At 61.9% G+C, this 24,825-nt stretch carries 26 protein-coding genes and 2 tRNA genes; 16 read left to right on the forward strand and 12 right to left on the reverse strand.

Going from position 1 to position 24,825, the window contains the following annotated elements; all coding sequences use genetic code 11:
* Positions 1-77 (forward strand) — tRNA-Arg (locus SB765_RS22625).
* Between the two features lie 432 nt (positions 78-509).
* Entirely contained in the window at positions 510-1,952 is a 1,443-nt protein-coding gene (mgtE, locus tag SB765_RS22630; RefSeq protein ID WP_016498500.1) for a magnesium transporter, read from the forward strand.
* A gap of 184 nt (positions 1,953-2,136) precedes the next feature.
* On the opposite strand, the gene SB765_RS22635 is transcribed toward mgtE, so the two are convergent.
* Positions 2,137-2,463: an Arc family DNA-binding protein gene (locus SB765_RS22635; RefSeq protein WP_003254499.1), complete on the reverse strand. Its 327-nt coding sequence runs from the start codon at positions 2,461-2,463 to the stop codon at positions 2,137-2,139.
* On the reverse strand, positions 2,451-2,711 hold the full coding sequence (locus SB765_RS22640; RefSeq protein WP_410909948.1) for a hypothetical protein: 261 nt from the start codon (positions 2,709-2,711) through the stop codon (positions 2,451-2,453). Before SB765_RS22640 ends, SB765_RS22635 begins: the two co-directional genes overlap by 13 nt.
* Positions 2,712-2,807: 96 nt before the next feature.
* Between SB765_RS22640 and phnN the strand changes: the two genes are divergently transcribed.
* Both phnN and SB765_RS22650 read left to right on the forward strand, forming a co-directional pair.
* Positions 2,808-3,401: a phosphonate metabolism protein/1,5-bisphosphokinase (PRPP-forming) PhnN gene (gene phnN, locus SB765_RS22645; protein ID WP_410909949.1), complete on the forward strand. Its 594-nt coding sequence runs from the start codon at positions 2,808-2,810 to the stop codon at positions 3,399-3,401.
* A gap of 111 nt (positions 3,402-3,512) precedes the next feature.
* Positions 3,513-3,589 (forward strand) — tRNA-Arg (locus SB765_RS22650).
* Here the strand turns inward: SB765_RS22650 and SB765_RS22655 are convergent.
* Together SB765_RS22655 and SB765_RS22660 are read right to left on the reverse strand one after the other, a co-directional pair.
* Positions 3,568-4,980 (reverse strand): amino acid permease, encoded by a 1,413-nt coding sequence (locus SB765_RS22655; protein ID WP_410909950.1) that lies wholly within the window; start codon positions 4,978-4,980, stop codon positions 3,568-3,570. The genes SB765_RS22650 and SB765_RS22655 overlap by 22 nt on opposite strands.
* Positions 4,981-5,292: 312 nt before the next feature.
* Positions 5,293-5,817 (reverse strand): hypothetical protein, encoded by a 525-nt coding sequence (locus SB765_RS22660; protein ID WP_410909951.1) that lies wholly within the window; start codon positions 5,815-5,817, stop codon positions 5,293-5,295.
* Positions 5,818-6,032: 215 nt separating this feature from the next.
* Between SB765_RS22660 and SB765_RS22665 the strand changes: the two genes are divergently transcribed.
* Positions 6,033-7,031 (forward strand): diguanylate cyclase domain-containing protein, encoded by a 999-nt coding sequence (locus tag SB765_RS22665; RefSeq protein ID WP_410931984.1) that lies wholly within the window; start codon positions 6,033-6,035, stop codon positions 7,029-7,031.
* 114 nt (positions 7,032-7,145) lie between these two features.
* Here SB765_RS22665 and lpdA read toward each other — a convergent pair whose 3' ends face one another.
* Genes lpdA through SB765_RS22685 form a run of 4 tightly spaced genes read right to left on the reverse strand, consistent with a single transcriptional unit; the run spans position 7,146 to position 12,092 of the window.
* Positions 7,146-8,525 (reverse strand): dihydrolipoyl dehydrogenase, encoded by a 1,380-nt coding sequence (gene lpdA, locus SB765_RS22670; RefSeq protein ID WP_341796453.1) that lies wholly within the window; start codon positions 8,523-8,525, stop codon positions 7,146-7,148.
* Between the two features lie 2 nt (positions 8,526-8,527).
* Positions 8,528-9,799, reverse strand: a complete 1,272-nt coding sequence (locus tag SB765_RS22675) for a dihydrolipoamide acetyltransferase family protein (protein WP_084967277.1) — start codon at positions 9,797-9,799, stop codon at positions 8,528-8,530.
* Complete coding sequence (locus SB765_RS22680) at positions 9,800-10,858, reverse strand: alpha-ketoacid dehydrogenase subunit beta (RefSeq protein WP_016488476.1); 1,059 nt, start codon at positions 10,856-10,858, stop codon at positions 9,800-9,802.
* 1 nt (position 10,859) lies between these two features.
* On the reverse strand, positions 10,860-12,092 hold the full coding sequence (locus SB765_RS22685; protein WP_016498508.1) for a 3-methyl-2-oxobutanoate dehydrogenase (2-methylpropanoyl-transferring) subunit alpha: 1,233 nt from the start codon (positions 12,090-12,092) through the stop codon (positions 10,860-10,862).
* 198 nt (positions 12,093-12,290) lie between these two features.
* Between SB765_RS22685 and bkdR the strand changes: the two genes are divergently transcribed.
* The 3 genes from bkdR (at position 12,291) to SB765_RS22700 (ending at position 15,754) form a co-directional block, all read left to right on the forward strand.
* A complete protein-coding gene (gene bkdR / locus SB765_RS22690) occupies positions 12,291-12,776 on the forward strand; it encodes a Bkd operon transcriptional regulator BkdR (RefSeq protein WP_012273540.1) in 486 nt (161 codons plus the stop codon).
* Between the two features lie 267 nt (positions 12,777-13,043).
* Positions 13,044-14,285, forward strand: coding sequence for a glutamine synthetase family protein (locus SB765_RS22695; protein ID WP_410932016.1), 1,242 nt, complete (start codon positions 13,044-13,046; stop codon positions 14,283-14,285).
* A gap of 128 nt (positions 14,286-14,413) precedes the next feature.
* Positions 14,414-15,754 carry an MFS transporter gene (locus tag SB765_RS22700; RefSeq protein WP_341796451.1) on the forward strand — a complete coding sequence of 447 codons (1,341 nt, stop codon included), beginning with the start codon at positions 14,414-14,416 and terminating at the stop codon, positions 15,752-15,754.
* 68 nt (positions 15,755-15,822) lie between these two features.
* On the opposite strand, the gene SB765_RS22705 is transcribed toward SB765_RS22700, so the two are convergent.
* From SB765_RS22705 to flgA, 4 genes are all read right to left on the reverse strand, one after another.
* Complete coding sequence (locus tag SB765_RS22705; RefSeq protein ID WP_341796450.1) at positions 15,823-16,566, reverse strand: flagellar brake protein; 744 nt, start codon at positions 16,564-16,566, stop codon at positions 15,823-15,825.
* 79 nt (positions 16,567-16,645) lie between these two features.
* Entirely contained in the window at positions 16,646-17,113 is a 468-nt protein-coding gene (locus tag SB765_RS22710) for a flagella synthesis protein FlgN (protein WP_019471387.1), read from the reverse strand.
* Between the two features lie 49 nt (positions 17,114-17,162).
* Entirely contained in the window at positions 17,163-17,477 is a 315-nt protein-coding gene (gene flgM / locus SB765_RS22715; RefSeq protein WP_059394767.1) for a flagellar biosynthesis anti-sigma factor FlgM, read from the reverse strand.
* Between the two features lie 162 nt (positions 17,478-17,639).
* A complete protein-coding gene (flgA, locus tag SB765_RS22720) occupies positions 17,640-18,392 on the reverse strand; it encodes a flagellar basal body P-ring formation chaperone FlgA (RefSeq protein WP_341796449.1) in 753 nt (250 codons plus the stop codon).
* A gap of 77 nt (positions 18,393-18,469) precedes the next feature.
* On the opposite strand from flgA, the gene SB765_RS22725 reads away from it, so the two are divergent.
* The 8 genes from SB765_RS22725 (at position 18,470) to SB765_RS22760 (ending at position 24,783) form a co-directional block, all read left to right on the forward strand.
* Positions 18,470-19,399, forward strand: a complete 930-nt coding sequence (locus SB765_RS22725; protein WP_016498515.1) for a chemotaxis protein CheV — start codon at positions 18,470-18,472, stop codon at positions 19,397-19,399.
* 50 nt (positions 19,400-19,449) lie between these two features.
* Positions 19,450-20,277 carry a protein-glutamate O-methyltransferase CheR gene (gene cheR / locus SB765_RS22730; RefSeq protein ID WP_016498516.1) on the forward strand — a complete coding sequence of 276 codons (828 nt, stop codon included), beginning with the start codon at positions 19,450-19,452 and terminating at the stop codon, positions 20,275-20,277.
* A 346-nt stretch (positions 20,278-20,623) separates the two neighbouring features.
* Positions 20,624-21,034, forward strand: a complete 411-nt coding sequence (gene flgB / locus SB765_RS22735) for a flagellar basal body rod protein FlgB (RefSeq protein WP_016498517.1) — start codon at positions 20,624-20,626, stop codon at positions 21,032-21,034.
* A gap of 2 nt (positions 21,035-21,036) precedes the next feature.
* A complete protein-coding gene (gene flgC, locus SB765_RS22740) occupies positions 21,037-21,480 on the forward strand; it encodes a flagellar basal body rod protein FlgC (RefSeq protein WP_016498518.1) in 444 nt (147 codons plus the stop codon).
* Positions 21,481-21,492: 12 nt separating this feature from the next.
* Complete coding sequence (flgD, locus tag SB765_RS22745) at positions 21,493-22,194, forward strand: flagellar hook assembly protein FlgD (RefSeq protein ID WP_341796448.1); 702 nt, start codon at positions 21,493-21,495, stop codon at positions 22,192-22,194.
* Positions 22,195-22,222: 28 nt separating this feature from the next.
* Entirely contained in the window at positions 22,223-23,545 is a 1,323-nt protein-coding gene (gene flgE / locus SB765_RS22750; RefSeq protein ID WP_341796447.1) for a flagellar hook protein FlgE, read from the forward strand.
* Between the two features lie 155 nt (positions 23,546-23,700).
* Complete coding sequence (locus tag SB765_RS22755) at positions 23,701-23,883, forward strand: hypothetical protein (protein WP_016498521.1); 183 nt, start codon at positions 23,701-23,703, stop codon at positions 23,881-23,883.
* 159 nt (positions 23,884-24,042) lie between these two features.
* Positions 24,043-24,783, forward strand: coding sequence for a flagellar basal body rod protein FlgF (locus SB765_RS22760; RefSeq protein ID WP_019471397.1), 741 nt, complete (start codon positions 24,043-24,045; stop codon positions 24,781-24,783).
* The last annotated feature ends 42 nt before the right edge of the window (positions 24,784-24,825 follow it).

Genomic DNA, 24,825 nt, shown 5'->3' on the forward strand with positions numbered 1-24,825 from the left:
GGACTCATAGCTCAGCTGGATAGAGTACTCGGCTACGAACCGAGCGGTCGCAGGTTCGAATCCTGCTGAGTCCGCCATATCCCATCAAGAAGCCCGCTCAGTTGAGCGGGCTTTTTGTTTTTCTGCGCCACTGAATTGTTGGCCATGTCGATCTAAGCTCTTCTGTAATGTTTGTGGTGTAGCTTGAGGCCGCTGGTGCGGCGCCAAATTCGATCAGGCATCGCAAACACATCTACGCACACAACAAATGTGCTTTAAACGCCAGAGCCGCCGTCGCACTGATAGCTTCATGCGTTGTCCCAGCTTTATCGCGCAAACGATTGTTCTGGCCAAAAATTTAAGCGATCTGACAGCTTTAGCAGTGTATGATTGCGCCCGTCAGCCCCGCCGGGGCTTGTGGAAAACCACCATGGACTTACCCAGTAGTTACTCGCTAACACGATTCATACAGAAAGATCTGACCGATTGATTCTCCCGGCGTGCTCCGCTGCTGGGAGTGGAGTTCGCCTATGACTGAAGTAGAAGTAAAAAAAGCGCAAGAAAGCCTGCAGGATCGCCTGGCCCAGGTGGTCGAACTGCTGCAACGCCAGCGTGTGGTCGAAGACCTGACGCACCGCCAGGAAGGCGCGCACAACGACTTGGTCGAAAACCTGGTCCACCGCCAGAATCTCGTCGAGCTGCAGCGCAAGCTCGATGATCTGCACCCCGCCGACATCGCTTATATCCTCGAAGCCTTGCCCCTGGAAGACCGCCTGACGGTCTGGCAGCTGGTGCGCTCGGATCGCGATGGCGACATCCTGCTTGAAGTTTCCGACTCGGTTCGCCAATCGTTGATCGCCGACATGGACGATCACGAGCTGCTGGCCGCCGCCAAGGAAATGGACGCCGACGAGCTGGCCGACCTGGCCCCAGAGCTGCCGCGCGACGTTGTTCACGAGCTGATGGAAACCCTCGATGCCCAGCAACGCGAGCGTGTGCGCTCGGCGCTGAGCTACGACGAGGAGCAGGTCGGTGCGCTGATGGACTTCGAGATGGTCACCATCCGCGAAGACGTCAGCCTGGAAGTGGTGCTGCGCTATCTGCGCCGCCTGAAAGAGCTGCCCAACCACACCGACAAACTGTTCGTGGTCGATTACGACGGCATCCTCAAGGGGGTGTTGCCGATCAAGCGCTTGCTGGTCAACGACCCGGAGAAGAAGGTAGCGGAGGTCATGGCGACCGACCCGGTGTCCTTCCAGCCCGAGGAAGATGCCTATGATGCAGCGCAGGCTTTCGAGCGTTATGACCTGGTATCGGCACCTGTAGTAGACAAAGGCGGGCGCCTGATCGGCCGTTTGACCATCGACGAAATGGTCGACCTGATCCGTGAGGAGAGCGAGAGCGAAGTCCTCAACATGGCGGGCCTGCGTGAAGAGGAAGATATCTTTGCCTCGGTCTGGCGCTCGTTCCGCAACCGTTGGGCATGGCTGGCGATCAACCTGATTACCGCTTTTCTCGCTTCCCGCGTTATCGGGCTGTTTGAAGGCTCGATCGAAAAGCTGGTGGCGTTGGCTGCGTTGATGCCTATCGTTGCGGGTATTGGTGGCAACTCGGGTAACCAGACCATCACCATGATTGTCCGCGCGATGGCGCTGGACCAGGTGTCGCCGGGCAATACCAGCCGCCTGATGCGCAAGGAGTTGGCAGTGTCGCTGATCAACGGCCTGGTGTGGGGCGGAGTGATCGGTGCGGTGGCTTTCTGGCTGTATGGCAGCTGGTCACTGGGTTTGGTGATGACCGCCGCAATGACCCTGAACCTGTTACTGGCAGCGCTGATGGGCGTGCTCATCCCGATGACATTGGCCCGCCTGGGCCGCGACCCGGCGATGGGGGCGAGTGTGATGATCACTGCCGTGACCGACAGTGGCGGCTTTTTCATCTTCCTCGGCCTGGCTACGCTGTTCCTGCTGTAAACCGATCTTTCCCTGTGGGAGCGGGCATGCCCGCGAACACCGGCGCAGCCGGTGCCATCCACCGCGTCGCCTGATTCGCGGGCTTGCCCGCTCCCACAGTGGTCCTGCAATGGCGTATGCCGTTGCCGTAGGCCAGCCACAAAAAAGCCAGCTTACGCTGGCTTTTTCATGTTCGCTGCAGACCTCAGGAAGCGTCAGCGGCCATTTCCACATCGTGAGCGATGAGGGCCACCAGGGCGTTCTGCTGGCGGTGGGACAGTTGACGGAAGCGCTGCAGCAACTCGCGCTCATGCAGCGACAGCTCAGGGCTGTCCAGGCGCATGCTCAGCTCGTCACCCAGCGCACCTTCCTGGATAAGGCTCTGTTCCAGGCGCGCGATGATTTCGGAGTTCATGCTGCGGTGATGGTTTCGCGCTACCTCGGCAATGCGCTCACGCATCCCGTCTGGCAGGCGGACGACGAACTTGTCAGCGGTGCGGCTCGAATAAATAGCCTGTTTCATTGGGCGCATATAAATTGACCGGAGTTTGGTTCAGGGGAAGCGGTTCTCAAATTGGCCGCACGGGGTGGAAGTACGACCGTGGCGACGACAAAATGTTCAACCGGCAGTAAAAATGGGTGCTCATCTTGCCTCATCATCGCCGTTTCCTTGGCGTCAATTCTGTGACAAATAGTGAGCCGGATAAAGGCTTTCTGCCAGTACCAATTATCAGAAATGAGCACTGGTTTGAAAAGTTTTACATGCTCCGGCTTGCCCAACCGTCAGTCTTTTGCCGTCAAAAACTGGTAAAACGCAGCAAAAGGCAAGGAAAACACCTAGAATGCGGCGGTTTCCCTTCATAGAGCATAGTGGCTATGCAACATGACGCAAGCGACCGTCGATCAGGGTCAGGCCGGTTGATATTTCTGATAGGACCGTCGGGTTCGGGGAAAGATTCCCTGATCGACGCTTCACGTGAGCGACTGGCGGCCGCCGGGGTAGAAATTGCCCGTCGCGTCATTACCCGTTCGGCCGAAGCCAAGGGCGAAGCCGCTCATGGGGTTACGCCCGAGCAGTTCGAGACCCTGCGTGCGCAGGGCGCATTTGCCATGCACTGGCGCGCCAACGGCCTGGACTATGGTATTGCGCAGCAGGTGGACGAGTGGATGGCGGCGGGCAGGGCAGTGCTGGTGAATGGCTCGCGGGCCTACCTGGCCGAAGCGCGCCAGCGTTACCCGGACCTGCTGGCGGTGCTGGTCGAGGTCAGGCCCGAAGTGCTGCGTCAGCGCCTGCTGGCCCGTGGCCGCGAAAACGCCGAGGAAATCGAGCAGCGCCTGGCTCGCAGCGCCCGTTTGCAGGCACCGCCCGATCCTTCAGTGCATGTGCTGGACAACTCGACAACCCTGGAGGCAGCGGTCGCAGCCCTGTTCGGGCTGCTTCGCGATGAAGGGGTTCTGCCACCGGTGTAGCAGTGCCAGAAAAGGATTACGCGAAAAAGCCCGGCAGGTGCATGACAAACGCCAGCATGCTGGTTAACATGCTGGCCATCCCGCTGCGCAGCGCTCGCTGCCGGTCGTAGCGTCTCAGTAGCTCAATTGGATAGAGCATCCCCCTCCTAAGGGGAAGGTTGCAGGTTCAATTCCTGCCTGGGACGCCATTTCTTGTTTCTCCCGTTTTTGCCTCCGCCTCCTGTGCAGCCGCCGCCGTCCGTTTGCGCGTCAGGAAGTACCCCGCCACTACCAGCACCACCGTCAGCACCGTGAACCAGAACTGGAAACGCGACGCCGGTTCGAACGCCTGGGTGCCGATCACTGCCAGCAAGGCGAACAGCGCAACGATATTGGCGTACGGGAACAGCCAGGCGCGGAAGGCCTTGGGGTCGATCGCTTCATGACGGGTTTTCCAGCGCATGGCCACGTGGGCGATGATGATGAAGATCCACACGACCATCACGAGGCTGCCGGTACTCTTGGCCAGGGTCATGAACAGGTCGCCGGCGCTGATAAAGTGCACGGTCAGGATCATCGTGCAGATCGACAGGCTCAGCAGCAATGCATTGATCGGCACGCCCTTGGCACTGGTGCGCGAGAACAGCTTGGGCGCGTGCCCGCGCTGGCTCAGCGAGAACAGCATGCGCGAGTTGGAGAACATGAACGAGTTCATCACCGACATGAACGAGACGAACAACACCAGTTTCATGGCCACCGCCGCACCACCGAACCCGGCCAGGCTGAACAGCGAAACATAGGGCGAGGCCAGGTTGGCCTTGTCGGTCCATGGCAGGCACAGGATCAGGATCGACACCGAGCCGACGTAGAACAGCATCACGCGCAGGATCACGCTCTTGATCGCGCGGATCACGTTCTGCCGCGGGTTCTCCGACTCACCTGCGGCCACGGCGGCGATTTCGCTGCCGCCCAGCGAGAAGATCACCACGATGACACCCGCCATTACCGGCGACAGGCCGTTGGGCATGAAGCCGTCGTGGGCGGTGAGGTTGACCAGGCCAGGCGACGGAATGTCGTGGTGCAGGCCAAGCAGGATCGAGATGCCCAGCAGCATGAAGATGAGGATGGTGGCGACCTTCATCGCCGCCAGCCAGTACTCCACTTCGGCAAACGAACGCACCGAGTAGGCGTTGCTGGCCATCAGTGTCACCAGCATCAGGAAGGCGCCTGCCCAGATCGGCAGCCAGGGTAGGAAGTCATGCAGGATGGCGCCCAGCAGGACTGCTTCCAGGGTGATGGTCATCATCGACTTGAACCAGTACAGCCAGCCGACTGCAAACCCGGCCCAGTCGCCGAGCCAGGTGTTGGCGTAGGTCGAGAACGACCCGGCATCCGGGTTGCGGCAGGCCATTTCGCCCAGCATGAACATGACCAGGGTGACCACCAGGCCACCAATGAAATACGACAGGATGGCCGCAGGCCCTGCCGATGCGATCAGTGAGCCCGAGCCCATGAACAGGCCTGCACCGATCACCCCGCCCAGTGCGATCATGGTGATGTGCCGCTGCTTGAGGCTTTGCTTCAAACTGTTGGATTGCATTTCCTTGTCCTCTCTTATTGTTGGGGGGACCTGACAACGTCCCCCAACGCAGGCATCGTCATGCGCCTGCGTCCACGCGTGGCAAATGGCTACCAGCCTGCCACCCTGGACAATAAGGCCAAGGACCTCAAACGAATTCTCTGCACAACATCCTGCCGATTTTTCCTGAGATCGGTTATGGCGCCGGTAGCGGTGCAGTTGACCAAGCCATGCACCACCTGAACATCGACACCGCCGGGCGCCTTCAAACGGGTCAGGTTGGGGAGCCTTTCACGACCCGCGGCACTTTCGCTACCGACCGCCGCCACTCCCTCATGCCGTGCCGGCCGCTTGTTGCTCTTCATCCAGGCCGTCCGCCTTGGCGAGCTGCTCTTGCGCTTTCTCCTCGATCTTGCGCTCGATGTCCTCTTTCATGCGCTGGGCGATCAACTCGTCGACCTTTGCTTTCATTTCTGGCGGCAGGGCGTCGTACTCTTCTTCGGTCAGGCCTATTTCACGCAGCAGTTTTTCCTTGATCATCTCGCCGGGTGACTTGGACATGAAGTCGTGAAACTCCTGCCGGGCAGTCTTGGGTGGCAGTGGTTCTCCGATCACCGGCTCGGTGGTCGCAGAACCCAGGTTTTGCAGCATCACCTTGAATTTGGCAAAGGCTTCTTCGCGAGCATCCTCAGCGTTTTGCTGAGCGGTGTTGCCTTGGCGCTGCTGTTGGGTCGCCGTGTTGGCGGTGGTTATTGGCGTGCCGGCTGGCGCAATCTCGGCCACTGTCTGCTCATCGTTGGCGTGCCGAGGCTGATGGAGCGTGGGCTGCCAGCTGACGCCGTTAGGGGCGATTATCATGTTTCCTCCTTGGAAATAGCGTTGGCAGCTACCCAGCGCAAAAGCCATGCCAGCGCTGTGCCGGTCGAAATCAGGCCTTTGGCGCTATTTCGGTTGCGCGCTGGCGGGCATATGCTTGCCTGTCCAAGGCATGATCTTGCCGCCTGCGGCAATTACCACCACTGTCGGCAGCCCCTTGACCGGAGCGCAGTTGCTGGGCATCAGGGAGAGCGTCCATGAATCAGGAAACCAGGCCGGCACCCGCCAGCTTCAGTGAACAGCAATTGCACACCTTGTTCGAGTTGATCAGTGATGGCATCTGGGACTGGAATGCCAACACCGGCTACGTCTATCGCAACCCCGGCTGGTACGCCATGCTCGGTTACGCCAGCCACTCCATGGCCAACTCGGTACTGACCTGGGAAAGTGTGATCCACCCCGAGGACTACCCGCGGGTAATGGCGCATTTCGAGGCCTATATCAACAAGCGCAACGAGCGCTACCTCATCGAATACCGCTGCCGTTGCCAGGATGGCAATTACATCTGGATCGAAGACAGCGGCTACATCATCGGCCAGAACGCAGACGGTTCGGTGGCGCGCATGCTCGGGGCGCACCGCAACATCGACGCCGGCAAGCGCCTGGTGGCGCAGCTGGAGCAGAAGAACCAGTCGCTGGAGTGCCAGGTGGCCGAGCGTACCCGCGAGCTGTCCTGGGTGAACCAGCAGTTGCAGCGGCAACTGGACGAAAACCTCGAGTTGGCCGAGCGCGATGCGTTGACCCGCATTGCCAATCGCTATCGGCTGGAAAAGTCGTTGCAGACGGAGTGCGAACGCGCCCAGCGATTCCGTCAGCCGTTGTCGCTGATCGCCATGGACATGGACGATTTCAAACCGATCAACGACCGCTACGGCCACGCCCGTGGCGATGCGGCGCTGGTGTTGGTGGCCGATAACTTGCGTACCTGCCTGCGCGAGCTCGACGTGTTGGCGCGCTGGGGTGGCGATGAGTTCGTCATCGTGCTGCCCCAGACCACGCTGGGCGAGGCGCTGGATGTGGCGGCGGGCTTGCGCCAGGTGATGGAGCAGCTGGAGCCGGTGGGCGATTGCCGGCTGACCCTGAGCTATGGCGTGGTGCAATGGCAGGAAGGGGAGGACCAGCATGCGCTGCTGGCGCGTGCCGACAAGGCGCTGTACCGGGCCAAGGCGGCCGGCAAGAATGCCATAGCCCCATAGCCTGACGCGGTCCGACAAGGGATCGCGCAGGTGATGGGGATCAGTGCCTGGATGAAAAAAGACCCGCAGCGCCTCTCGGCGCAGCGGGCCAAATCGGCCTTGGCCGCTTCAGTGTCAGATATGCAGGGCGTGGCCCAGGGCGCGCAATGCCGCTTCCTGTACCGCCTCACCCAGCGTCGGGTGGGCATGGATGGTGCCGGCCACATCCTCCAGGCAGGCGCCCATCTCCAGCGATTGGGCAAACGCGGTGGACAGTTCGGAAACCGCCACGCCAACGGCTTGCCAGCCCAGGATCAGGTGGTTGTCCCGCCGTGCCACCACGCGCACGAATCCGCTCTTCGCTTCCAGGCTCATGGCCCGGCCATTGGCGGCAAACGGGAACTGCGCGACGATGCAGTCCAGCCCTTGCTGGCTGGCCTGCTCCGGGGTTTTACCGACTACCACCACTTCTGGGTCGGTGAAGCACACCGCAGCAATCGCGGCAGGCTCGAAGCGGCGTGCCTTGCCAGCGATGATCTCGGCGACCATTTCGCCCTGGGCCATGGCCCGGTGCGCCAGCATCGGTTCGCCAACCACGTCGCCGATGGCCCAGACGTTGTGCATGCTGGTCTGGCAGCGCGCGTCGATGGCAATGGCGGCGCCGTTCATTTTCAGGTCCAGGCACTCCAGGTTGAAACCTTTGGTGCGCGGCCGGCGGCCGACGGCCACCAGCACCTGGTCGGACTCCAGGCGCAGTTGCCCGCCCTTGCCGTCGTTGGCCAGCAGGCAACCGTTTTCGTAACCTTCGACGCTGTGGCCCAGGTGCAGGGCGATGCCCAGCTTTTTCAACGACTCGGCCACCGGGGCAGTCAATTCGCTGTCGTAGGTCGGCAGGATGCGCTCACGCGCTTCCACCACGCTTACTTGCGCGCCCAGCTTGCGGTAGGCAATGCCCAGTTCCAGGCCGATATAGCCACCGCCCACCACCACCAGGTGCTGCGGCAGGGCTTTCGGCGCCAGGGCTTCGGTCGAGGAAATCACCGGCCCGCCCAGTGGCAGCATCGGCAGTTCGACGCTGCTGGAGCCGGTGGCCAGCAACAGGTGTTCACACTGGACACGCTGGCCATCAACTTCGACCTGCTTGCCGTCGAGCACCTTCGCCCAGCCATGAATTACCTTGACCCCGTGCTTTTTCAGCAGGGCGGCCACACCAGTGGTCAGGCGGTCTACGATGCCGTCCTTCCAGGCCACGCTCTGGCCGATGTCCAGGCGCGGCGAGGCAACGCTGATGCCCAGTTCCGACGGCCCGGCGAAGCGCGAGGTCTGGTGGAACTGCTCGGCCACATGGATCAGCGCCTTGGACGGAATGCAGCCGATATTCAGGCAGGTACCGCCCAGCGCCTGGCCTTCCACCAGCACGGTAGGGATGCCCAGTTGCCCGGCACGGATGGCGGCCACATAGCCGCCAGGGCCGCCGCCGATGATCAACAGGGTAGTCTGGATAGTCTGTTGCATGCTTACTCCACGAACAGGCAGGCAGGTTGTTCGAGCAGGCCACGCACGGCCTGGATGAACAGGGCGGCGTCCATGCCATCGACCACGCGATGGTCGAACGAGCTGGACAGGTTCATCATCTTGCGCACGACGATCTGGCCGTCGATCACCACCGGCCGCTCAACCATGCGGTTGACGCCGACAATCGCCACTTCCGGGGTATTGACCACCGGGGTGCTGACGATGCCACCGAGGGCGCCCAGGCTGGTCAGGGTAATGGTCGAGCCCGACAATTCTTCGCGGTTGGCCTTGTTGCTGCGTGCAGCGTTGGCCAGGCGCGAAATCTCGCCGGCATTGGCCCACAGGCTGCCCGCTTCGGCGTGGCGCAGCACCGGTACCATCAGGCCGTTGTCACCTTGGGTGGCGATGCCCACATGCACCGCGCCATGGCGGGTGATGATCTGCGCTTCGTCGTCATAGGTGGCGTTGATCTGCGGGAAGTCACGCAGCGCCACGACCAGTGCACGCACCAGGAACGGCAGCAGCGTCAGCTTGCCGCGGCTGTCGCCGTACTTGCTGTTGAGCTGCTGGCGCAGGGCTTCCAGGGCAGTGACGTCGATTTCTTCCACATAGCTGAAGTGCGCGACCCGGCGCTTGGCGTCCTGCATGCGCTGGGCGATCTTGCGGCGCAGGCCGATCACCGGCACCTGCTCGCTGTCGCTGCGCTTGGCATAGCCATTGGGGGCTTGCCCGGCGGCGCTCTGCGGCTTGCTCATGAAGGCGTCAAGGTCTTCGTGCAGGATGCGCCCGGCCGGGCCGCTGCCGTGCACATAGCGCAGTTCGATACCGGTATCCAGCGCACGCTTGCGCACAGCCGGTGAGGCCAGCGGCTTGTCGCCCGGCTGGCGCGGCACGATGGGCGCAGCTTCGTGGTTGGCGGGTGCCTGGTACGCAGCGGGTTTTACGTCTTTCTGCGGTTCTGGCTTGTCTGCCACAGGGGCGGCGGGCGTTTCTACCTGTTTGGCCTGAGGCACATCCACATGGTTGCCGCTGCCTTCCACTTCGATGCGGATCAGCTCGCTGCCGACCGCCATCACTTCACCTGGCTGGCCACCCAGGGCCAGCACCTTGCCGCTGACCGGCGAAGGGATTTCCACGGTAGCCTTGTCGGTCATGACGTCGGCCACCACCTGGTCCTCGGCGATCATGTCGCCGACCTTGACGAACCATTCCACCAACTCGACCTGTGCGATGCCTTCGCCAATGTCCGGCATCTTGATGACGTGCGTGCCCATTCAGACCTCCATGACCTTTTTTAATGCCGCACCTACCCGCGAAGGCCCTGGGAAATACGCCCATTCCTGCGCGTGAGGGTAGGGGGTGTCCCAGCCGGTGACGCGCTCGATCGGCGCCTCCAGGTGGTGGAAGCAGTGCTCCTGCACCAGCGACACCAGTTCGGCACCGAAGCCGCAGGTACGGGTGGCTTCATGCACCACCACGCAGCGGCCGGTCTTTTTCACCGACTCGACGATGGTGTCCAGGTCCAGCGGCCACAGGCTGCGCAGGTCGATCACTTCGGCATCGACGCCGCTTTCTTCGGCAGCCACCTGGGCCACGTACACCGTGGTGCCGTAGGTGAGCACGGTCACGTCATTGCCGGGGCGGGTAATGGCGGCCTTGTCCAGCGGCACGGTGTAGTAACCGTCGGGCACGGCGCTGTGCGGGTGCTTCGACCACGGCGTTACCGGGCGGTCGTGGTGGCCGTCGAACGGGCCGTTGTACAGGCGCTTGGGCTCCAGGAAGATCACCGGGTCGTCGCATTCGATCGAGGCAATCAGCAGGCCTTTGGCGTCGTACGGGTTGGACGGCATGACGGTACGCAGGCCGCACACCTGGGTGAACATCGCTTCCGGGCTCTGGCTGTGCGTCTGGCCGCCGTAGATGCCACCGCCGCACGGCATGCGCAGGGTCAGCGGGGCGATGAACTCGCCGGCCGAACGGTAACGCAGGCGCGCCATTTCCGAGACGATCTGGTCGGAGGCGGGGTAGAAGTAGTCGGCGAACTGGATCTCCACCACCGGGCGCAGGCCGTAGGCGCCCATGCCCACGGCGGTGCCCACGATGCCGCTTTCGGAGATTGGCGCGTCGAATACGCGGGACTTGCCGTACTTGTTCTGCAGGCCTTCGGTGCAGCGGAACACGCCGCCGAAGTAGCCGACGTCCTGGCCGTAGACAACCACATTGTCGTCGCGCTCAAGCATGACATCCATGGCCGAGCGCAGGGCCTGGATCATGGTCATGGTAGTGGTGGCCATGGCGGTTTCCGGGTTGATGCTGTTGTTGTGATCGTTCATCTCAAACCCCCAGTTCCTGGCGTTGACGGCGCAGGTGGTCGGGCATTTCCTTGTACACGTCCTCGAACATCGAGGCGGCGCTCGGGATGTGACCGTTGGCCAGGGTGCCGTACTGCTCGGCTTCTTTCTGCGCGGCAATCACAGCAGCCTCGAACTCGGCCGTGGTGGCCTGGTGTTCTTCCTCGGACCAGTGGCCGATCTTGATCAGGTGCTGCTTCAGGCGGACGATCGGGTCGCCCAGCGGGAAGTGGCTCCAGTCATCGGCGGGGCGGTACTTGGACGGGTCGTCCGAGGTCGAGTGCGGGCCCGCGCGGTAGGTGACCCACTCGATCAGGCTTGGGCCCAGGCCGCGGCGGGCGCGTTCGGCGGCCCAGCGCGAGGCGGCGTATACGGCGACGAAGTCGTTGCCGTCAACCCGCAGCGAGGCGATGCCGCAACCTACACCACGGCCGGCGAAGGTGGTCGACTCGCCACCAGCGATTGCCTGGAAGGTAGAAATGGCCCACTGGTTGTTGACCACGTTGAGGATCACCGGGGCACGGTAAACGTGGGCAAAGGTGAGGGCTGTGTGGAAGTCTGACTCGGCGGTGGCGCCGTCACCGATCCACGCCGAGGCGATCTTGGTATCGCCCTTGATCGCCGAAGCCATGGCCCAGCCGACCGCCTGCACGAACTGGGTCGCCAGGTTACCGCTGATGGTGAAGAAGCCAGCCTCGCGTACCGAGTACATGATCGGCAACTGGCGGCCCTTCAGCGGGTCGCGCTCGTTGGAGAGCAGCTGGCAGATCATCTCTACCAGCGACACGTCGCGGGCCATCAGGATGCTTTGCTGGCGGTAGGTCGGGAAGCACATGTCGGTGCGGTTCAGCGCCAGCGCCTGGCCGCTGCCGATGGCTTCTTCGCCCAGGCTCTGCATGTAGAAGGACATCTTCTTCTGGCGCTGGGCAACCACCATGCGGCTGTCGAAGATCCGCGTCTTGAGCATGGCGCGCATGCCTTGGCGGAGGATTTGCGGGTCGATGTCTTCAGCCCACGGGCCTTGGGCGTCGCCTTGCTCATCGAGCACGCGGACCAGGCTGTAGGACAGGTCGGCGGTGTCGGCAGCATCGACATCCACAGGGGGTTTACGGGCTTGACCTGCATCGTTGAGGCGCAGGTAGGAAAAATCGGTCTGGCAGCCTGGCCGGCCGGTGGGCTCGGGCACATGCAAACGCAGGGGGGCGTACTCGTTCATGCTTTTTACGCTCGCTCGGGTATTTGTTTTTGTGAGCTCTGAAGCGGCCGCCGCTGAATACCTGCTTGTGACTGGTAGGTCAGCGTCATCTACATCTTAGTGGCCCGGCAGGAGAATTTTTCTCTCAAGTTGATTGCCTTTGCCGAGCGGTGCAGATAAACATTCCGCATAAACACAAAAAACCGGTGATTTTGTCTCATGCGCAAACTCGATCGTACCGATATCGGCATTCTCAACAGCCTGCAGGAAAACGCCCGCATCACCAACGCCGAGCTGGCACGCTCGGTCAACCTGTCGCCCACGCCTTGTTTTAACCGGGTGCGGGCCATGGAGGAACTGGGGGTAATCCGCCAGCAGGTGACCTTGTTGTCACCCGAGGCGCTGGGGTTGGATGTAAACGTGTTCATCCATGTCAGCCTGGAAAAGCAGGTGGAGCAGTCGCTGCACCGCTTCGAGGAGGAGATCGCCGAGCGCCCCGAGGTGATGGAGTGCTACCTGATGACGGGGGACCCGGATTACCTGTTGCGGGTACTGCTGCCGAGCATCCAGGCGCTGGAGCGGTTTCTCGATTACCTGACGCGGTTGCCGGGGGTGGCCAATATCCGCTCGAGTTTTGCCTTGAAGCAGGTGCGGTACAAGACCGCCTTGCCGTTGCCGGCCAATGGCATGACCTTGCGCGAGTAGCCCATCTGTAGGAGCAGCCTTGTGCTGCGAAGAGGCCATCAGCACCAGTAGAGAAGCAGCGGCCATGCGGGCCTCTTCGCAGCACAAGGCTGCTCCTACGGATCCCGGCGTGCCCCGTAGGTGCTTGATATTTTAAACACCCCCAGCCTATGTTGTTGTCAGCGTACAACAACAAGGACAAGCGTCATGAGCACCGCTCCGCTTCAGGGCATCGATGAAATCGAATGCGTCACCCCCGACCTCAACGGCGTCCCGCGCGGCAAGGTGATGACCGCCGAAGGCTTTCTGGAAGGCCGCCGCCTGCAGATGGCCCGGGGGGTGTTGCTGCAATGCATCATGGGCGGCTACCCGCCGGCGAAATTCTACGGCAGCGACGACGGCGACCTGGCGCTGGTGGCCGAACCCAGCCAGGTCCATCGCCTGCCCTGGAGCAGCGACGGTCGCGCCCTGGCCATCTGCGATGCCATTGAACTGGATGGCCGGCCCTCGGCACTGTCCACCCGTGGCCAGCTCAAGGCGGTCATCGCCCGCTACGCGGCCCTGGGGCTGGCGCCCGTGGTGGCGACCGAACTCGAATTCTTTGTTTTTGCCCCCAACAGCGACCCGCAGCAGCCGTTCCAGCCACCCGTAGGCAGCGATGGCCGTCGCGAGCTTGGCCATTCGGCGTTCAGTGTCAGTTCCAACAATGGCCTGCGCCCGTTCTTCAAAGAGGTGTACCACTGCATGGCCGCGCTCGGCCTGCCGCGCGACACGTTCATGCACGAAATGGGCGTCAGCCAGTTCGAGATCAACCTGCTGCACGGCGACCCGCTGGTGCTGGCTGACCAGACCTTCCTGTTCAAGCATCTGCTCAAGGAAGTGGCGCTCAAGCATGGGCTGACCGTGGTGTGCATGGCCAAGCCGCTGGCGCGCACGCCCGGCAGCTCCATGCATATTCACCAGAGCCTGGTCGAGGCCGGCAGCGGGCGTAACGTGTTCAGCGACGAGCAGGGCCAGCCGACCGACACCTTCCACCATTTCATCGGCGGCCTGCAGGCGTGCATGGCCGACTTAACCGCGCTGTTCGCGCCCAACGTCAATTCCTACCAGCGCCTGTGCCACCCCTATGCCTCGCCAAACAATGCCTGCTGGTCTGAGGACAACCGCGCCGCTGGCCTGCGCATTCCGGCCAGTGCACCGGCAGCGCGGCGGGTCGAAAACCGTTTGCCCGGTGCCGACACCAACCCATACCTGGCCATCGCCGCCAGCCTGGCTGCCGGGCTGCACGGTATCGAGCAGCGCCTGCAACCTTCGCCGGCCATTCAGGGCGAGTTTGAAGTACCCGAGCACCTTAGCCTGCCGTGTACCCTGCATGCCGCGCTCGAACGGCTCAAGCGCAGCGCATTGGCACGGGAACTGTTCGGCAGCGAGTTCATCGAAGGCTACATCGCCAGCAAAACCCTGGAGCTGACTGATTTCTACGACGAGATCACCCCGTGGGAGCGCCGGGTGCTGGCGGCACAGGCCTGATCGCGACACGACCTGCACCGGACACGTCCCCGCCACCGCATTTTGCTGGCGGGGGCCTGCACTGACCGGCATTTGCCCTTATGCTGCTAGCACCTACCGCCACCTGACCAGGGAGCTTCTCGGTACGTATGCGAAATGTATGGAAGCCGTTTCAGTCGTTGTATTTCGCCGCGCTGATGATGTTGATCGGTTCGGGCCTGCTCAGTACCTACCTGGCCCTGCGCCTGGCGGCCGACAATGTCGACAGCCTGTGGGTGGGTGCGTTGATGGCGGCCAACTACTTTGGCCTGGCCGTCGGCGGCAAGGTCGGCCACCGGCTGATTGGCCGGGTCGGGCACATTCGCGCCTATGCCACTTGCGCCGGTATCGTCGGTGCGGCGGTGCTGGGGCATGGACTGACCAATTGGCTACCGGCCTGGGTCGGGCTGCGGATGATCGTCGGCCTGGGCATGATGTGCCAGTACATGGTCATCGAGAGCTGGCTCAACGAGCAGGCCGATGTGAAACACCGCGGTGCGGTGTTCAGCGGCTACATGATCGCCTCGTACCTGGGGCTGGTGCTCGGCCAGCTGATCCTCGTGGTGCACCCTGAGCTTGGCCCGGAGCTGCTGATGCTGGTGGCGATGTGCTTTGCCCTGTGCCTGGTGCCGGTGGCAATGACCCGGCGCATTCACCCGGCGCCCTTGCGCCCGGCACCGATGGAACCGAAGTTCTTCATCAAGCGCGTGCCGCAGTCGCTCAGTACGGTATTGGGCTCGGGGTTGATCGTCGGCTCGTTCTACGGCCTGGCGCCTTTGTACGCCTCAAGCCAGGGGATGGCGACCGAGCAGATCGGTCTGTTCATGGGTAGCTGTATTTTTGCCGGCCTGCTGGTGCAGTGGCCGCTGGGCTGGTTGTCGGACCGTTACGACCGGGCGGTGCTGATCCGTAGCGTGGCAATAGGCCTGGCGCTGGCGGCTGCGCCATTGGCGATACTGCCCAGTGTGCCCCTGGAGATGCTGTTCGGTATCGGCTTCCTGATTTCGTTGCTGCAGTTCTGCCTGTACCCGCTGGCGGTGGCGTTTTCCAACGACCACGTGGAAAGCGAGCGGCGGGTGTCGCTGACGGCCATGCTGCTGGTGACCTATGGCGTGGGCGCGTGTATCGGGCCACTGGCGGCGGGCGTGCTGATGAAAGTGCTGGGCCCGCAGATGCTCTATGCGTTCTTCGTGTTCTTCGCCCTGGTGCTGGTGTGGCGCATTCGGCCGAAAGCGGTTACCGGGCTGCACCAGGTGCAGGATGCACCGCTGGGCCACGTGGCGATGCCGGCGGCCGGTTCGCCCTTGTCGGCAGCGCTGGACCCTCGGGTGGATGAGCAGACCGTGCAGGACGTGATGCAGGCGCCGGTGGCGGCGGAAGACACCGAAGAGGAAGAGAAGGGCGCTGAGAAGGGCCTTGAGCCGGAGAGTGAGGTCAGCAAATCGATGTAGGCCGGCACTGGAAGAACACAAATGAAAACGCCACCTGAAAAGGTGGCGTTTTTGCATTTGGCCGACGATCAATAATCGTCCTTGTCGAACCGCCGCGCCTCGCGTTGCAGCTGGTACACAAAACTCTCGATCTTGCGCTGTGCCTGCCCGCTCAGGTTATGGAAGCGCACGCCAGCGAAGGTGGTGTTGATGTGCTCTTCATAGTGCAGGTGACGCAGTTCGACCATGGTGTCCACCAGGCCCAGCGGGTTACCCGCCTTGAAGCGCTCGTACACCTGGCCCAGTTGCAGGCGGCTTTCTACATCGCCTTCAAAACGCAGCTTGCAGCCGGTGGCCGAGATATCCAGCAGCTTGCCACGCAGGGCGCCGTTACCCTTCAGGTGGGTGCCATCGAGGATGATGTCGACCAGTTGCGACAGCTTCAGCGCGGCGCGGAAGGCGTTGCGGCGCTGGTGGTAGGTCATCTCTTGAGGCATGGCGCCGCTGTAGCAGCGGTGGCCGTCGACTTCGCTGATCTTCAGCTCGTGGTTGCATTCCCAGGCGATGCGCACGCCATCGTGGAAGCCCTCAACGCGGAAGTGCTCGCCGTTTTCGATGAATTTTTCACCGTCGCGCGGGATCATCTCGTCCAGTGCCAGGGTGTTGCTTTCACGGTCCACGTGCACCACGTAGCTTTGGAAGCGCTGGCTGCGGTCATGGAAGGTGATGATCAGGGGGTCGTGGCTTTCCTGCAGTTGCCGCAAGTTGGCCGCAATCTCCAAGGGGGTGTTCAGCACCTTTGGCGGTTGCGGGGCTTCGGTTTCATTGAACACGGCTTATCGTTCTCCAGGCAAAAGCGACACACGCAAGTTACGGCATTTTGCCAGTATGTTCCGTGCCTTGATAGAAAAATCACACTTGGCTGAGGGCCCGTGGCTTGGCCAGCAGCGAGGTGCTGCCGCGGCTGTCGTAGAGCGACGGCGAGTCGCCGCCCATGAGGATTCTGATCTGGTTGTTGGTGACGTGTTGCTGCACCTGGATGATCCGGCCGTTGGTCTGGTTGACCTGCTGGCAGTCATCCATCAGTTTCGACAGCATGTCGAGCCGCTGCAGCATCGCTTCGCCATGGGGCGATTGGGCGGCTACCGCTTGCACGCCAGTGCGATCGGCACTCAGGCCCAGGCTGCCGAGCAACTGGCTGCGGCGCTGGCCATGCTGCTCGAGCAAGATGATCAGCGACTGCTTGCGCGCCAGAATCTGTTCCAGCAGCGGCATGTCGCGGCCATGCAGGGCGATCGCTTCTTTATTCAGAAGGTCGAGCAGTTCCTGCATCGGGGCAATGTCATCTTCGATCAGTTGCAGCAAGGTGGTGTCGTGCATGGCTAACTCTTGGCTTTTCTAGCGTCCGTGAAGTCAGCGCGCCGAACGGTCAGCGCTGGGCTTCGAAATCGAGCAGTTTGCTGGCGATCTTGCCGGCATCGACCTGATAGCTGCCGTCGGCGATCGCCTGTTTCAACTGGGCCACACGGGCACTGTTGACGACTGGCTCGTCGCGCAGCTTGTCGCTGATCTTCTGCAACTGCTGTGCCTCTTGGCTGAGGTGTACCGCTTCTCCGCTGGCGCTGGTGCTGGTGGCCGCTTCCTGGCTGGCGGCCGGTTTTTCGGCGCTGCCGGGCGCGGTATTGCCGCGCACGCCGCCCGTGACGGACGGAGAGTTATTCAAACGACTGAAGTCGATGACCATGATCAGGAACCTCTGGGTATTTGGACGCTTGCCTTGTTTTCGGCCAACCCGAAAGAAACTTTAGGCACAAATGCATAGCCGCCTGTCAGCAAGCTCGCGAACCCGTTCTCTGACACAGTTTAGGAAATGCGGTTCCTCACTGCCAGCGCAATCTGTGGCTGGCTACATACTCACCTCGACCTGGCCCGGGCCAGTAACCCGGGCCTTGACCACCCGTTTGGAGTTCAGGTTGCGTACCCGTATCTGTTCGCTCAGGCCGCCCTTGCTCAGGGCTTCGCCCGGCATGCGCACGCTGAGGCTGCCGCTACGGGCGATGATCACCACCTGGTCGCCCTTGCGCACCACCTCGGCCTGCTCCAGATGCTGCGGGGTGAGCACCTGGTCGATCACCGTGGGGCGCAGCATCTTCATGCCCACCGCCTGGTCCAGTTCGGTCAGAAAACCCTGGCCAAGGGTGCCGACATCGCGCTCGCGCAGGGCCACGTCGCCTTCGCCCACCGTGTTATCGCGCTTGAGTGGACGGGTGACCACCACCACGTCGCGGAACAGCCGCACCGTGGCCGGGACAAACACCGTCCACGGGGCCGTACTGTCGCAGCGCACCCGTACCGTTACCCGGCCAAGTGGCAGGGAAGGGCTTTCCAGCGAGGCGTCCAGCTGCTGGCTGCACAACGGCATGCGCAGGCGGGGGTCCAGCGGGTTGACCTGGATTTCATAGCGGCCGGGGGTCTGGGTGGTGGCCAGGTAATCTTCTACCGTGAATTCAAGAAACCCTTGGGTGACACCGATAAGCTGTTCAGGCAAGGTAAGCGCGTCCGCTACCGTGCGAACGCCGGGCGCCAGCAGGCACAGCGTGGCCAGCGAGCCAGTCAGCAGGCGCGTCAATCGTCGGAAAAATGTCGTTTTCGTATGCATGACGCTCAAAAAAGCAAAGCCCGTGCCGACTCGTAACTTGAGTTGCAACGAAAGGCTGAAAGATTAAGGAGTCTGGCATGGCGGGTGTTATGGATTCGGTCAACCAGCGCACGCAGCTGGTGGGGCAGAATCGCCTGGAATTGCTGCTGTTCCGCCTCAATGGCGAACAGCTTTATGGCATCAACGTGTTCAAGGTCAGGGAAGTGCTGCAATGCCCTGCGCTGACCCTGCTGCCCAAGGCGCACCCTGTGGTGCGTGGCGTTGCCAACATCCGCGGGGCGACCATCCCGATCCTCGACTTGTCGATGGCCACCGGGTTACGGCCGCTGCAGGAAGAAACACGCAACAGCTTCGTGATCATCACCGAGTACAACACCAAGACCCAGGGCTTCCTGGTGCACTCGGTGGAGCGCATCGTCAACATGAACTGGGAAGAGATCCATCCGCCACCCAAGGGCACCGGCCGTGACCACTACCTGACTGCGGTCACCCGGGTGGACAACCGCATGGTCGAAATCATCGACGTGGAGAAGGTGCTGGCCGAGGTTTCGCCGTCGTCCGAATCGGTGTCGGCCGGGGTGATCGATGCCGAGGTGCAGGACAAGGCGGTGCTGATGCGGGTGCTGACCGTCGATGATTCGTCGGTGGCGCGCAAACAGGTCAGCCGCTGCCTGCAGACCGTGGGGGTGGAAGTCGTGGCACTCAATGATGGCCGTCAGGCCCTGAACTACCTGCGTCAGCTGGTGGATGAGGGCAAAAAGCCGGAAGAAGAGTTCCTTATGATGATCTCGGACATTGAAATGCCGGAAATGGACGGCTATACGCTAACGGCGGAGATCCGCAGCGACCCGCGCATGCAAAAATTGCACATCTGCCTGCATACTTCGCTTTCCGGGGTGTTCAACCAGGCAATGGTCAAGAAGGTCGGCGCCGATGACTTCCTGGCCAAGTTCAAGCCGGACGACCTGGCCCAGCGGGTGGTCGACCGGATCAAGGCAGCGCATTGAAGCAGCCGGGGCAAGCCCCCGGCACCAGTGATTGAAAAGAGGCGGCAGTAGTGTCTACGGGTAATTTGGATTTCGAACAGTTCCGGGTATTCCTGGAGAAAGCCTGTGGCATCCTGCTGGGCGAAAATAAGCAGTACCTGGTTTCCAGCCGTCTCAACAAGCTGATGGAACAACAGGGCATCAAGAGCCTGGGCGAGCTGGTGCAGCGCATCCAGGCCCAGCCGCGCAGTGGGTTGCGCGAGCAGGTGGTCGATGCCATGACCACCAACGAGACCCTGTGGTTTCGCGATACCTACCCGTTCGAAGTGCTGAAGAACAAGGTGATCCCCGAGTTCATCCGCAACAACCCCGGCCAGCGCCTGCGCATGTGGTCGGCGGCCTGTTCGTCGGGGCAGGAGCCGTACTCCATCTCGATGGCAATCGACGAGTTCGAGCGCAGCAACCTTGGCCAGTTGAAGATGGGGGCGCAGATCGTTGCCACCGACCTGTCCGGCACCATGCTCACCAACTGCAAGACCGGTGAGTACGACAGCCTGGCCATTGCCCGCGGTTTGTCCCAGGAACGCCTGCAACGCTACTTCGACCCCAAGGGGGCGGGGCGCTGGGCGGTCAAGCCGGCGATTCGCAGCCGCGTCGAGTTCCGCTCGTTCAACCTGCTTGACAGCTATGCCAGCCTGGGCAAGTTCGACATCGTGTTCTGCCGCAACGTGCTGATCTACTTCTCGGCACAGGTGAAGCGCGACATCCTGCTGCGCATTCACAGCACACTGAAGCCAGGTGGCTACCTGTTCCTTGGCGCCTCGGAGGCGCTGAACGGGTTGCCGGACCATTACCAGATGGTCCAGTGCAGCCCGGGGATCATCTACCAGGCCAAGTAGACACAGGCGCGGTCCTTGTAGGAGCAGCCTTGTGCTGCGAAGAGGCCGGTGCAAGCGCAGTTGATCAACTGTTCTTTCACCGGCCTCTTCGCAGCACAAGGCTGCTCCTACAGAGGCCGGTATGGATCTCAGATAGTCTGACGTCAATTTTTTGTTTTGCCGCTTTTGCCGCCCGGCAATTGCCGCTTTCGCCGCCCAAGGCGGAAGGTCTTTGCCGCTTTTCTGGCATCACCCTGACACCACGCCACCTCGAAAGCCCATGTTTCCGGGCTTTGCAATGATTGGCACAGCCCTTGCTATACCTTGCTCAACGAAATTCCGGTCAACCTCTGAAGGTTTCCCCGACATGAGCATCAGCTTCGACAAGGCGCTTGGTATTCACGAAAAGGCCATGGGCTTCCGCGCCCAGCGCGCCGAAGTGCTGGCCAACAACATCGCCAACGCCGACACGCCCAATTACAAGGCGCGTGACATGGACTTCGCCTCTGTGCTGGCCGCCGAAAGCGACAAGCAGCAAAGCGGCCGCTTCGCCATGGACCGCACCAATAGCCGCCACATCGAAGCCGAAGGCCTCGCCATCGCGGCCGACGATACCCTCAAGTACCGCACGCCGCTGCAGCCATCGATTGACCAGAACACCGTGGACGCGCAGATCGAGCAATCGAACTACACCGAAAACGCCATTGGCTTCCAGGCCAGCTTCACCTTGCTCAACAGCAAATTCAAGGGGCTGGTATCGGCCCTGCGGGGAGAATGACCATGTCCCTTTCCAGCGTCTTCAACATTGCCGGTAGCGGCATGAGCGCGCAGAACACGCGCCTGAACACCGTGGCTTCCAACATTGCCAACGCCGAAACCGTCTCGTCGAGCATCGATCAGACCTACCGCGCTCGCCACCCGGTGTTCGCCACCACCTTCCAGGATGCGCAGGCTGGCACCAGCCAGTCGCTGTTCGACGACCAGGGTGAAGCAGGGCAGGGCGTGCAGGTTAAAGGCATCGTCGAAGACCAGAGCACCCTGGAGGCTCGCTACGAGCCAAACCACCCGGCAGCGAACAAGGACGGCTACGTCTACTACCCGAACGTCAATGTGGTCGAGGAGATGGCTGACATGATCTCCGCCAGCCGTGCGTTCCAGACCAACGCCGAGCTGATGAACACGGCCAAGAGCATGATGCAGAAAGTCCTGACCCTGGGGCAGTGATAGGAAGCCGACATGACCACTACCAATTCAACCTCTGACGTCAGCAGCGCGTACCTGACATCGCTGCAGAAGCAGACGTCGAAGACCGACAGCAGTACCGGTGCTGCCGGCAGCGCGCTGGGCAAAGATGCTTTCCTGCAGTTGCTGGTTACCCAGATGAAGAACCAGAACCCGCTCGATCCGCAGGAAAACGGCGAGTTCGTGGCGCAGCTGGCGCAGTTCAGCAGCCTTGAGAGCATGCAGTCGCTCAATGACTCGGTGACCTACATCGCGGCTGGGCTGCAATCCTCCCAGGCGCTGCAGGCTTCGTCGCTGGTCGGGCGCAATGTGATTGTCCAGACCGACAAGGCCGTGGTCGACACCAGCAAGGATATGAAAGGCACTGTCAACCTGACGTCGTCGAGCACCGCCACCTCGGTGGGCATCTACGACAAGGACGACAAGCTAGTGCGCACCCTCGATCTGGGTACTCAGAAAGCCGGCAAGATCGACTTTACCTGGGATGGCCTGAACGACGACGGCGAAGCAGCGCCAGCCGGTACCTACACCTTCAAGGCCACTGCTTCGATCGATGGCACGGCCACGGCCATGACCACCAATCTGCCCGCCTCGGTCACCAGCGTGACCATGGGCACCAACGGTTCGGAGATGACACTCAACCTGGCCGGGTTGGGCAGTGTTGCGCTTTCCAAAATCCAAAGCATCGGCATCTAGGGCCTGAGCAAAACGACAGGAGTTACACATGTCTTTCAATATCGGCCTTAGCGGCCTCTATGCAGCAAACAAGGCCCTGAACGTTACCGGCAACAACATTGCCAACGTTGCCACCACCGGCTTCAAGTCGTCGCGCGCCGAGTTCGCCGACCAGTACTCCAACTCCATTCGCGGCACCAGTGCCGGCAAGAACGTGGTGGGCACTGGCGTGAAGACTGCCGCCGTGTCGCAGATGTTCACCCCGGGCAACATCAATGGCACCGGCCAGGCGCTGGACATGGCCATCGATGGCAACGGCTTCTTCGTGATGAACGACAACGGCTCGAAGATCTACACCCGTGCCGGTGCCTTCTACAGCGACAAGGACGGCTACGTGGTCAGCTCGTCGGGGGCCAACCTGCAAGGTTATGCAGTGGATGCCAATGGCAAGATCATCCAGGGTGTGCTGACCAACCTGCAGATCGACACCTCGAACCTGACGCCGAACCCGACCGGTCGCATCTCCGAGAACGTCAACCTCAACTCCACCGCGACTGCACCCACCCAGACGCCGTTCGATCCGACCAATACCGGCACCTATAACTACACGTTCAATACCGACGTGTACGACAGCCAGGGTAACGCGCACCAGCTGAACCAGTACTTCGTCAAGGACGCCACCAGCAACTCCTGGACCATGTACACCACTATCGACGGGCGCAACCCGGCCGATCCGACCTCGACCACGCCGCTGTCCAACAAGCTGCCGTTCAAGTCTGACGGCACCCTGGACACCGCCTCGATGACGGAAGGTCCGGTAGCCGGCGGCATGACCATCGCCGCCAACAAGACCTTCACCCTCAGCAACTGGATCCCGGCACAGAAGAACGCCGCCGGTGTATGGGGTGCCAACGGCGCTACCGCCAACGTTGCGGGGGTGAACCTGGACATGCTCGGTACCACCCAGTACAACGCCGCCTCCGCCACCACCGCGAAGAGCCAGGACGGCTTTGCCACCGGTGAGCTGTCGGGCCTGACCATCGACGAAAGCGGCAACATGTTCGCCAACTTCACCAATGGCCAGGACAAGGTGATCGGCCAGGTGGCTATCGCCAACTTTGCCAACCTGCAGGGCCTGACCCCGATTGGTGGCACCAACTGGAAAGAGTCCTACGCCTCGGGCGTGCCGGTGATCGGCGCCCCGGACACGGGTACCTTGGGCCAGATCACCGGCGGCGCACTGGAAGACTCCAACGTCGACCTGACCGGCGAGCTGGTCAACCTGATCAAGGCGCAGAGCAACTACCAGGCGAACGCCAAGACCATTTCCACCGAAAGCACCCTCATGCAGACCATCATCCAGATGACCTGATGGTCGCCTGCTAGTGTGGTTTTGTCTGTAATTGGGGCTGCGTTGCAGCCCATCGCCGGCAAGCCGGCCCCCACAGGAGGTTGCAATTCCCTGTGGGAGCTGGCTTGCCGGCGATGGGCCGCAAAGCGGCCCCAGGTTCTTCAAGGTTCACACCCATGAAACGGCTAATGCTTACCGCCCTCCTGGCCATGGCCTTGCCGCTCTCGGCCGCTCCCGCCCCGTTCTACCAATGGCAAAGCCTGGCCACCGGCCGCTACCTGTGCTCGGCCAGCAATCCGGGGGAGGGTTGGGTCCGCCATTCCGGCCCCTACAACAACGCCGCGTGCCGCACCTTCTGACAAGCCCTTGCCGCAGGCGGCAAACATCCGCCGACAAACTGACGTTTGTTGCCCCTTGCCGCGCTGAAACCCCCGTAAACAGGCGGTTTCAGACTTGGTTCGATTATTGCTTCGAACCTGCCCAGTGACAGCGCGGCAGCGACGCGCAGAGGAGATACTGTGGACAAGTTGCTTTATGTGGCCATGACCGGCGCCAGCCAGAACGCGCTGGCGCAAAAGGCCCACGCCAACAACCTGGCGAACATTTCCACCAACGGCTTTCAGCGTGACCTGGAACAGGCGCGTTCGATGCCGGTGTTCGGCGACAGCTTTCCGGCGCGCGCCTTTGCCATGACCGAGCGCCCGGCCACCGACTTCAGCGAAGGCCCGTTGGTCGAGACGGGTCGTGACCTGGATGTTGCCGTGACCGGCAAGGGCTTCATCGCTGTGCAGGCACCGGACGGCAGTGAAGCCTACGTGCGTACCGGCAGCCTGAACATCGACGCCCTCGGCGTGCTGCGTGCCGGCAACGGCATGCCGGTGATCGGCAACGGTGGCCCTATTGCCATCCCGCCGGAGCAGAAGGTTGAGGTCGGCGCCGACGGCACCCTCAGCATTCGCTCCATGGGTGAAGACCCGCGGGTGATGGCCGAGGTCGACCGCATAAAGCTGGTCAACCCGGACACCAAAGGCCTGACCAAAGGCCTGGACGGTCTGATCCACACCACCTCTGGCCAGCCGGCCGACGCCGACGTCAACGTGCGGGTGGTGGCGGGCTTCCTGGAAGGCAGCAACGTCAACGCTGTCGAGGAAATGACCTCGGTGCTGGCGCTGTCCCGCCAGTTCGAACTGCACGTCAAGATGATGAACACGGCCAAGGAAGGCGACGAAGCCATGGCTCGGGTTTTGCAAATCGGCTAATCACTTTTGAACGGGTGCCGTAAAACAGGCGCACGAGGAGAA

The organism is Pseudomonas sp. SIMBA_067 (genome assembly GCF_046534675.1).
Classification (GTDB): Bacteria; Pseudomonadota; Gammaproteobacteria; order Pseudomonadales; family Pseudomonadaceae; genus Aquipseudomonas; species Aquipseudomonas putida.

Coding starts and splice junctions, on each gene's coding strand:
- SB765_RS22685 (WP_016498508.1), bottom strand. CDS start 12,092: ATGAACGAGTACGCCCCCCTGCGTTTGCATGTGCCCGAGCCCACCGGC.
- SB765_RS22655 (WP_410909950.1), bottom strand. CDS start 4,980: ATGCAATCCAACAGTTTGAAGCAAAGCCTCAAGCAGCGGCACATCACC.
- flgD (WP_341796448.1), top strand. CDS start 21,493: ATGACCACTACCAATTCAACCTCTGACGTCAGCAGCGCGTACCTGACA.
- lpdA (WP_341796453.1), bottom strand. CDS start 8,525: ATGCAACAGACTATCCAGACTACCCTGTTGATCATCGGCGGCGGCCCT.
- SB765_RS22725 (WP_016498515.1), top strand. CDS start 18,470: ATGGCGGGTGTTATGGATTCGGTCAACCAGCGCACGCAGCTGGTGGGG.
- SB765_RS22665 (WP_410931984.1), top strand. CDS start 6,033: ATGAATCAGGAAACCAGGCCGGCACCCGCCAGCTTCAGTGAACAGCAA.
- SB765_RS22695 (WP_410932016.1), top strand. CDS start 13,044: ATGACCGCCGAAGGCTTTCTGGAAGGCCGCCGCCTGCAGATGGCCCGG.
- SB765_RS22675 (WP_084967277.1), bottom strand. CDS start 9,799: ATGGGCACGCACGTCATCAAGATGCCGGACATTGGCGAAGGCATCGCA.
- flgC (WP_016498518.1), top strand. CDS start 21,037: ATGTCCCTTTCCAGCGTCTTCAACATTGCCGGTAGCGGCATGAGCGCG.
- SB765_RS22680 (WP_016488476.1), bottom strand. CDS start 10,858: ATGAACGATCACAACAACAGCATCAACCCGGAAACCGCCATGGCCACC.
- flgE (WP_341796447.1), top strand. CDS start 22,223: ATGTCTTTCAATATCGGCCTTAGCGGCCTCTATGCAGCAAACAAGGCC.
- phnN (WP_410909949.1), top strand. CDS start 2,808: ATGCAACATGACGCAAGCGACCGTCGATCAGGGTCAGGCCGGTTGATA.
- flgB (WP_016498517.1), top strand. CDS start 20,624: ATGAGCATCAGCTTCGACAAGGCGCTTGGTATTCACGAAAAGGCCATG.
- mgtE (WP_016498500.1), top strand. CDS start 510: ATGACTGAAGTAGAAGTAAAAAAAGCGCAAGAAAGCCTGCAGGATCGC.
- SB765_RS22755 (WP_016498521.1), top strand. CDS start 23,701: ATGAAACGGCTAATGCTTACCGCCCTCCTGGCCATGGCCTTGCCGCTC.
- SB765_RS22635 (WP_003254499.1), bottom strand. CDS start 2,463: ATGCGCCCAATGAAACAGGCTATTTATTCGAGCCGCACCGCTGACAAG.
- SB765_RS22660 (WP_410909951.1), bottom strand. CDS start 5,817: ATGATAATCGCCCCTAACGGCGTCAGCTGGCAGCCCACGCTCCATCAG.
- flgM (WP_059394767.1), bottom strand. CDS start 17,477: ATGGTCATCGACTTCAGTCGTTTGAATAACTCTCCGTCCGTCACGGGC.
- SB765_RS22710 (WP_019471387.1), bottom strand. CDS start 17,113: ATGCACGACACCACCTTGCTGCAACTGATCGAAGATGACATTGCCCCG.
- SB765_RS22700 (WP_341796451.1), top strand. CDS start 14,414: ATGCGAAATGTATGGAAGCCGTTTCAGTCGTTGTATTTCGCCGCGCTG.
- bkdR (WP_012273540.1), top strand. CDS start 12,291: ATGCGCAAACTCGATCGTACCGATATCGGCATTCTCAACAGCCTGCAG.
- flgA (WP_341796449.1), bottom strand. CDS start 18,392: ATGCATACGAAAACGACATTTTTCCGACGATTGACGCGCCTGCTGACT.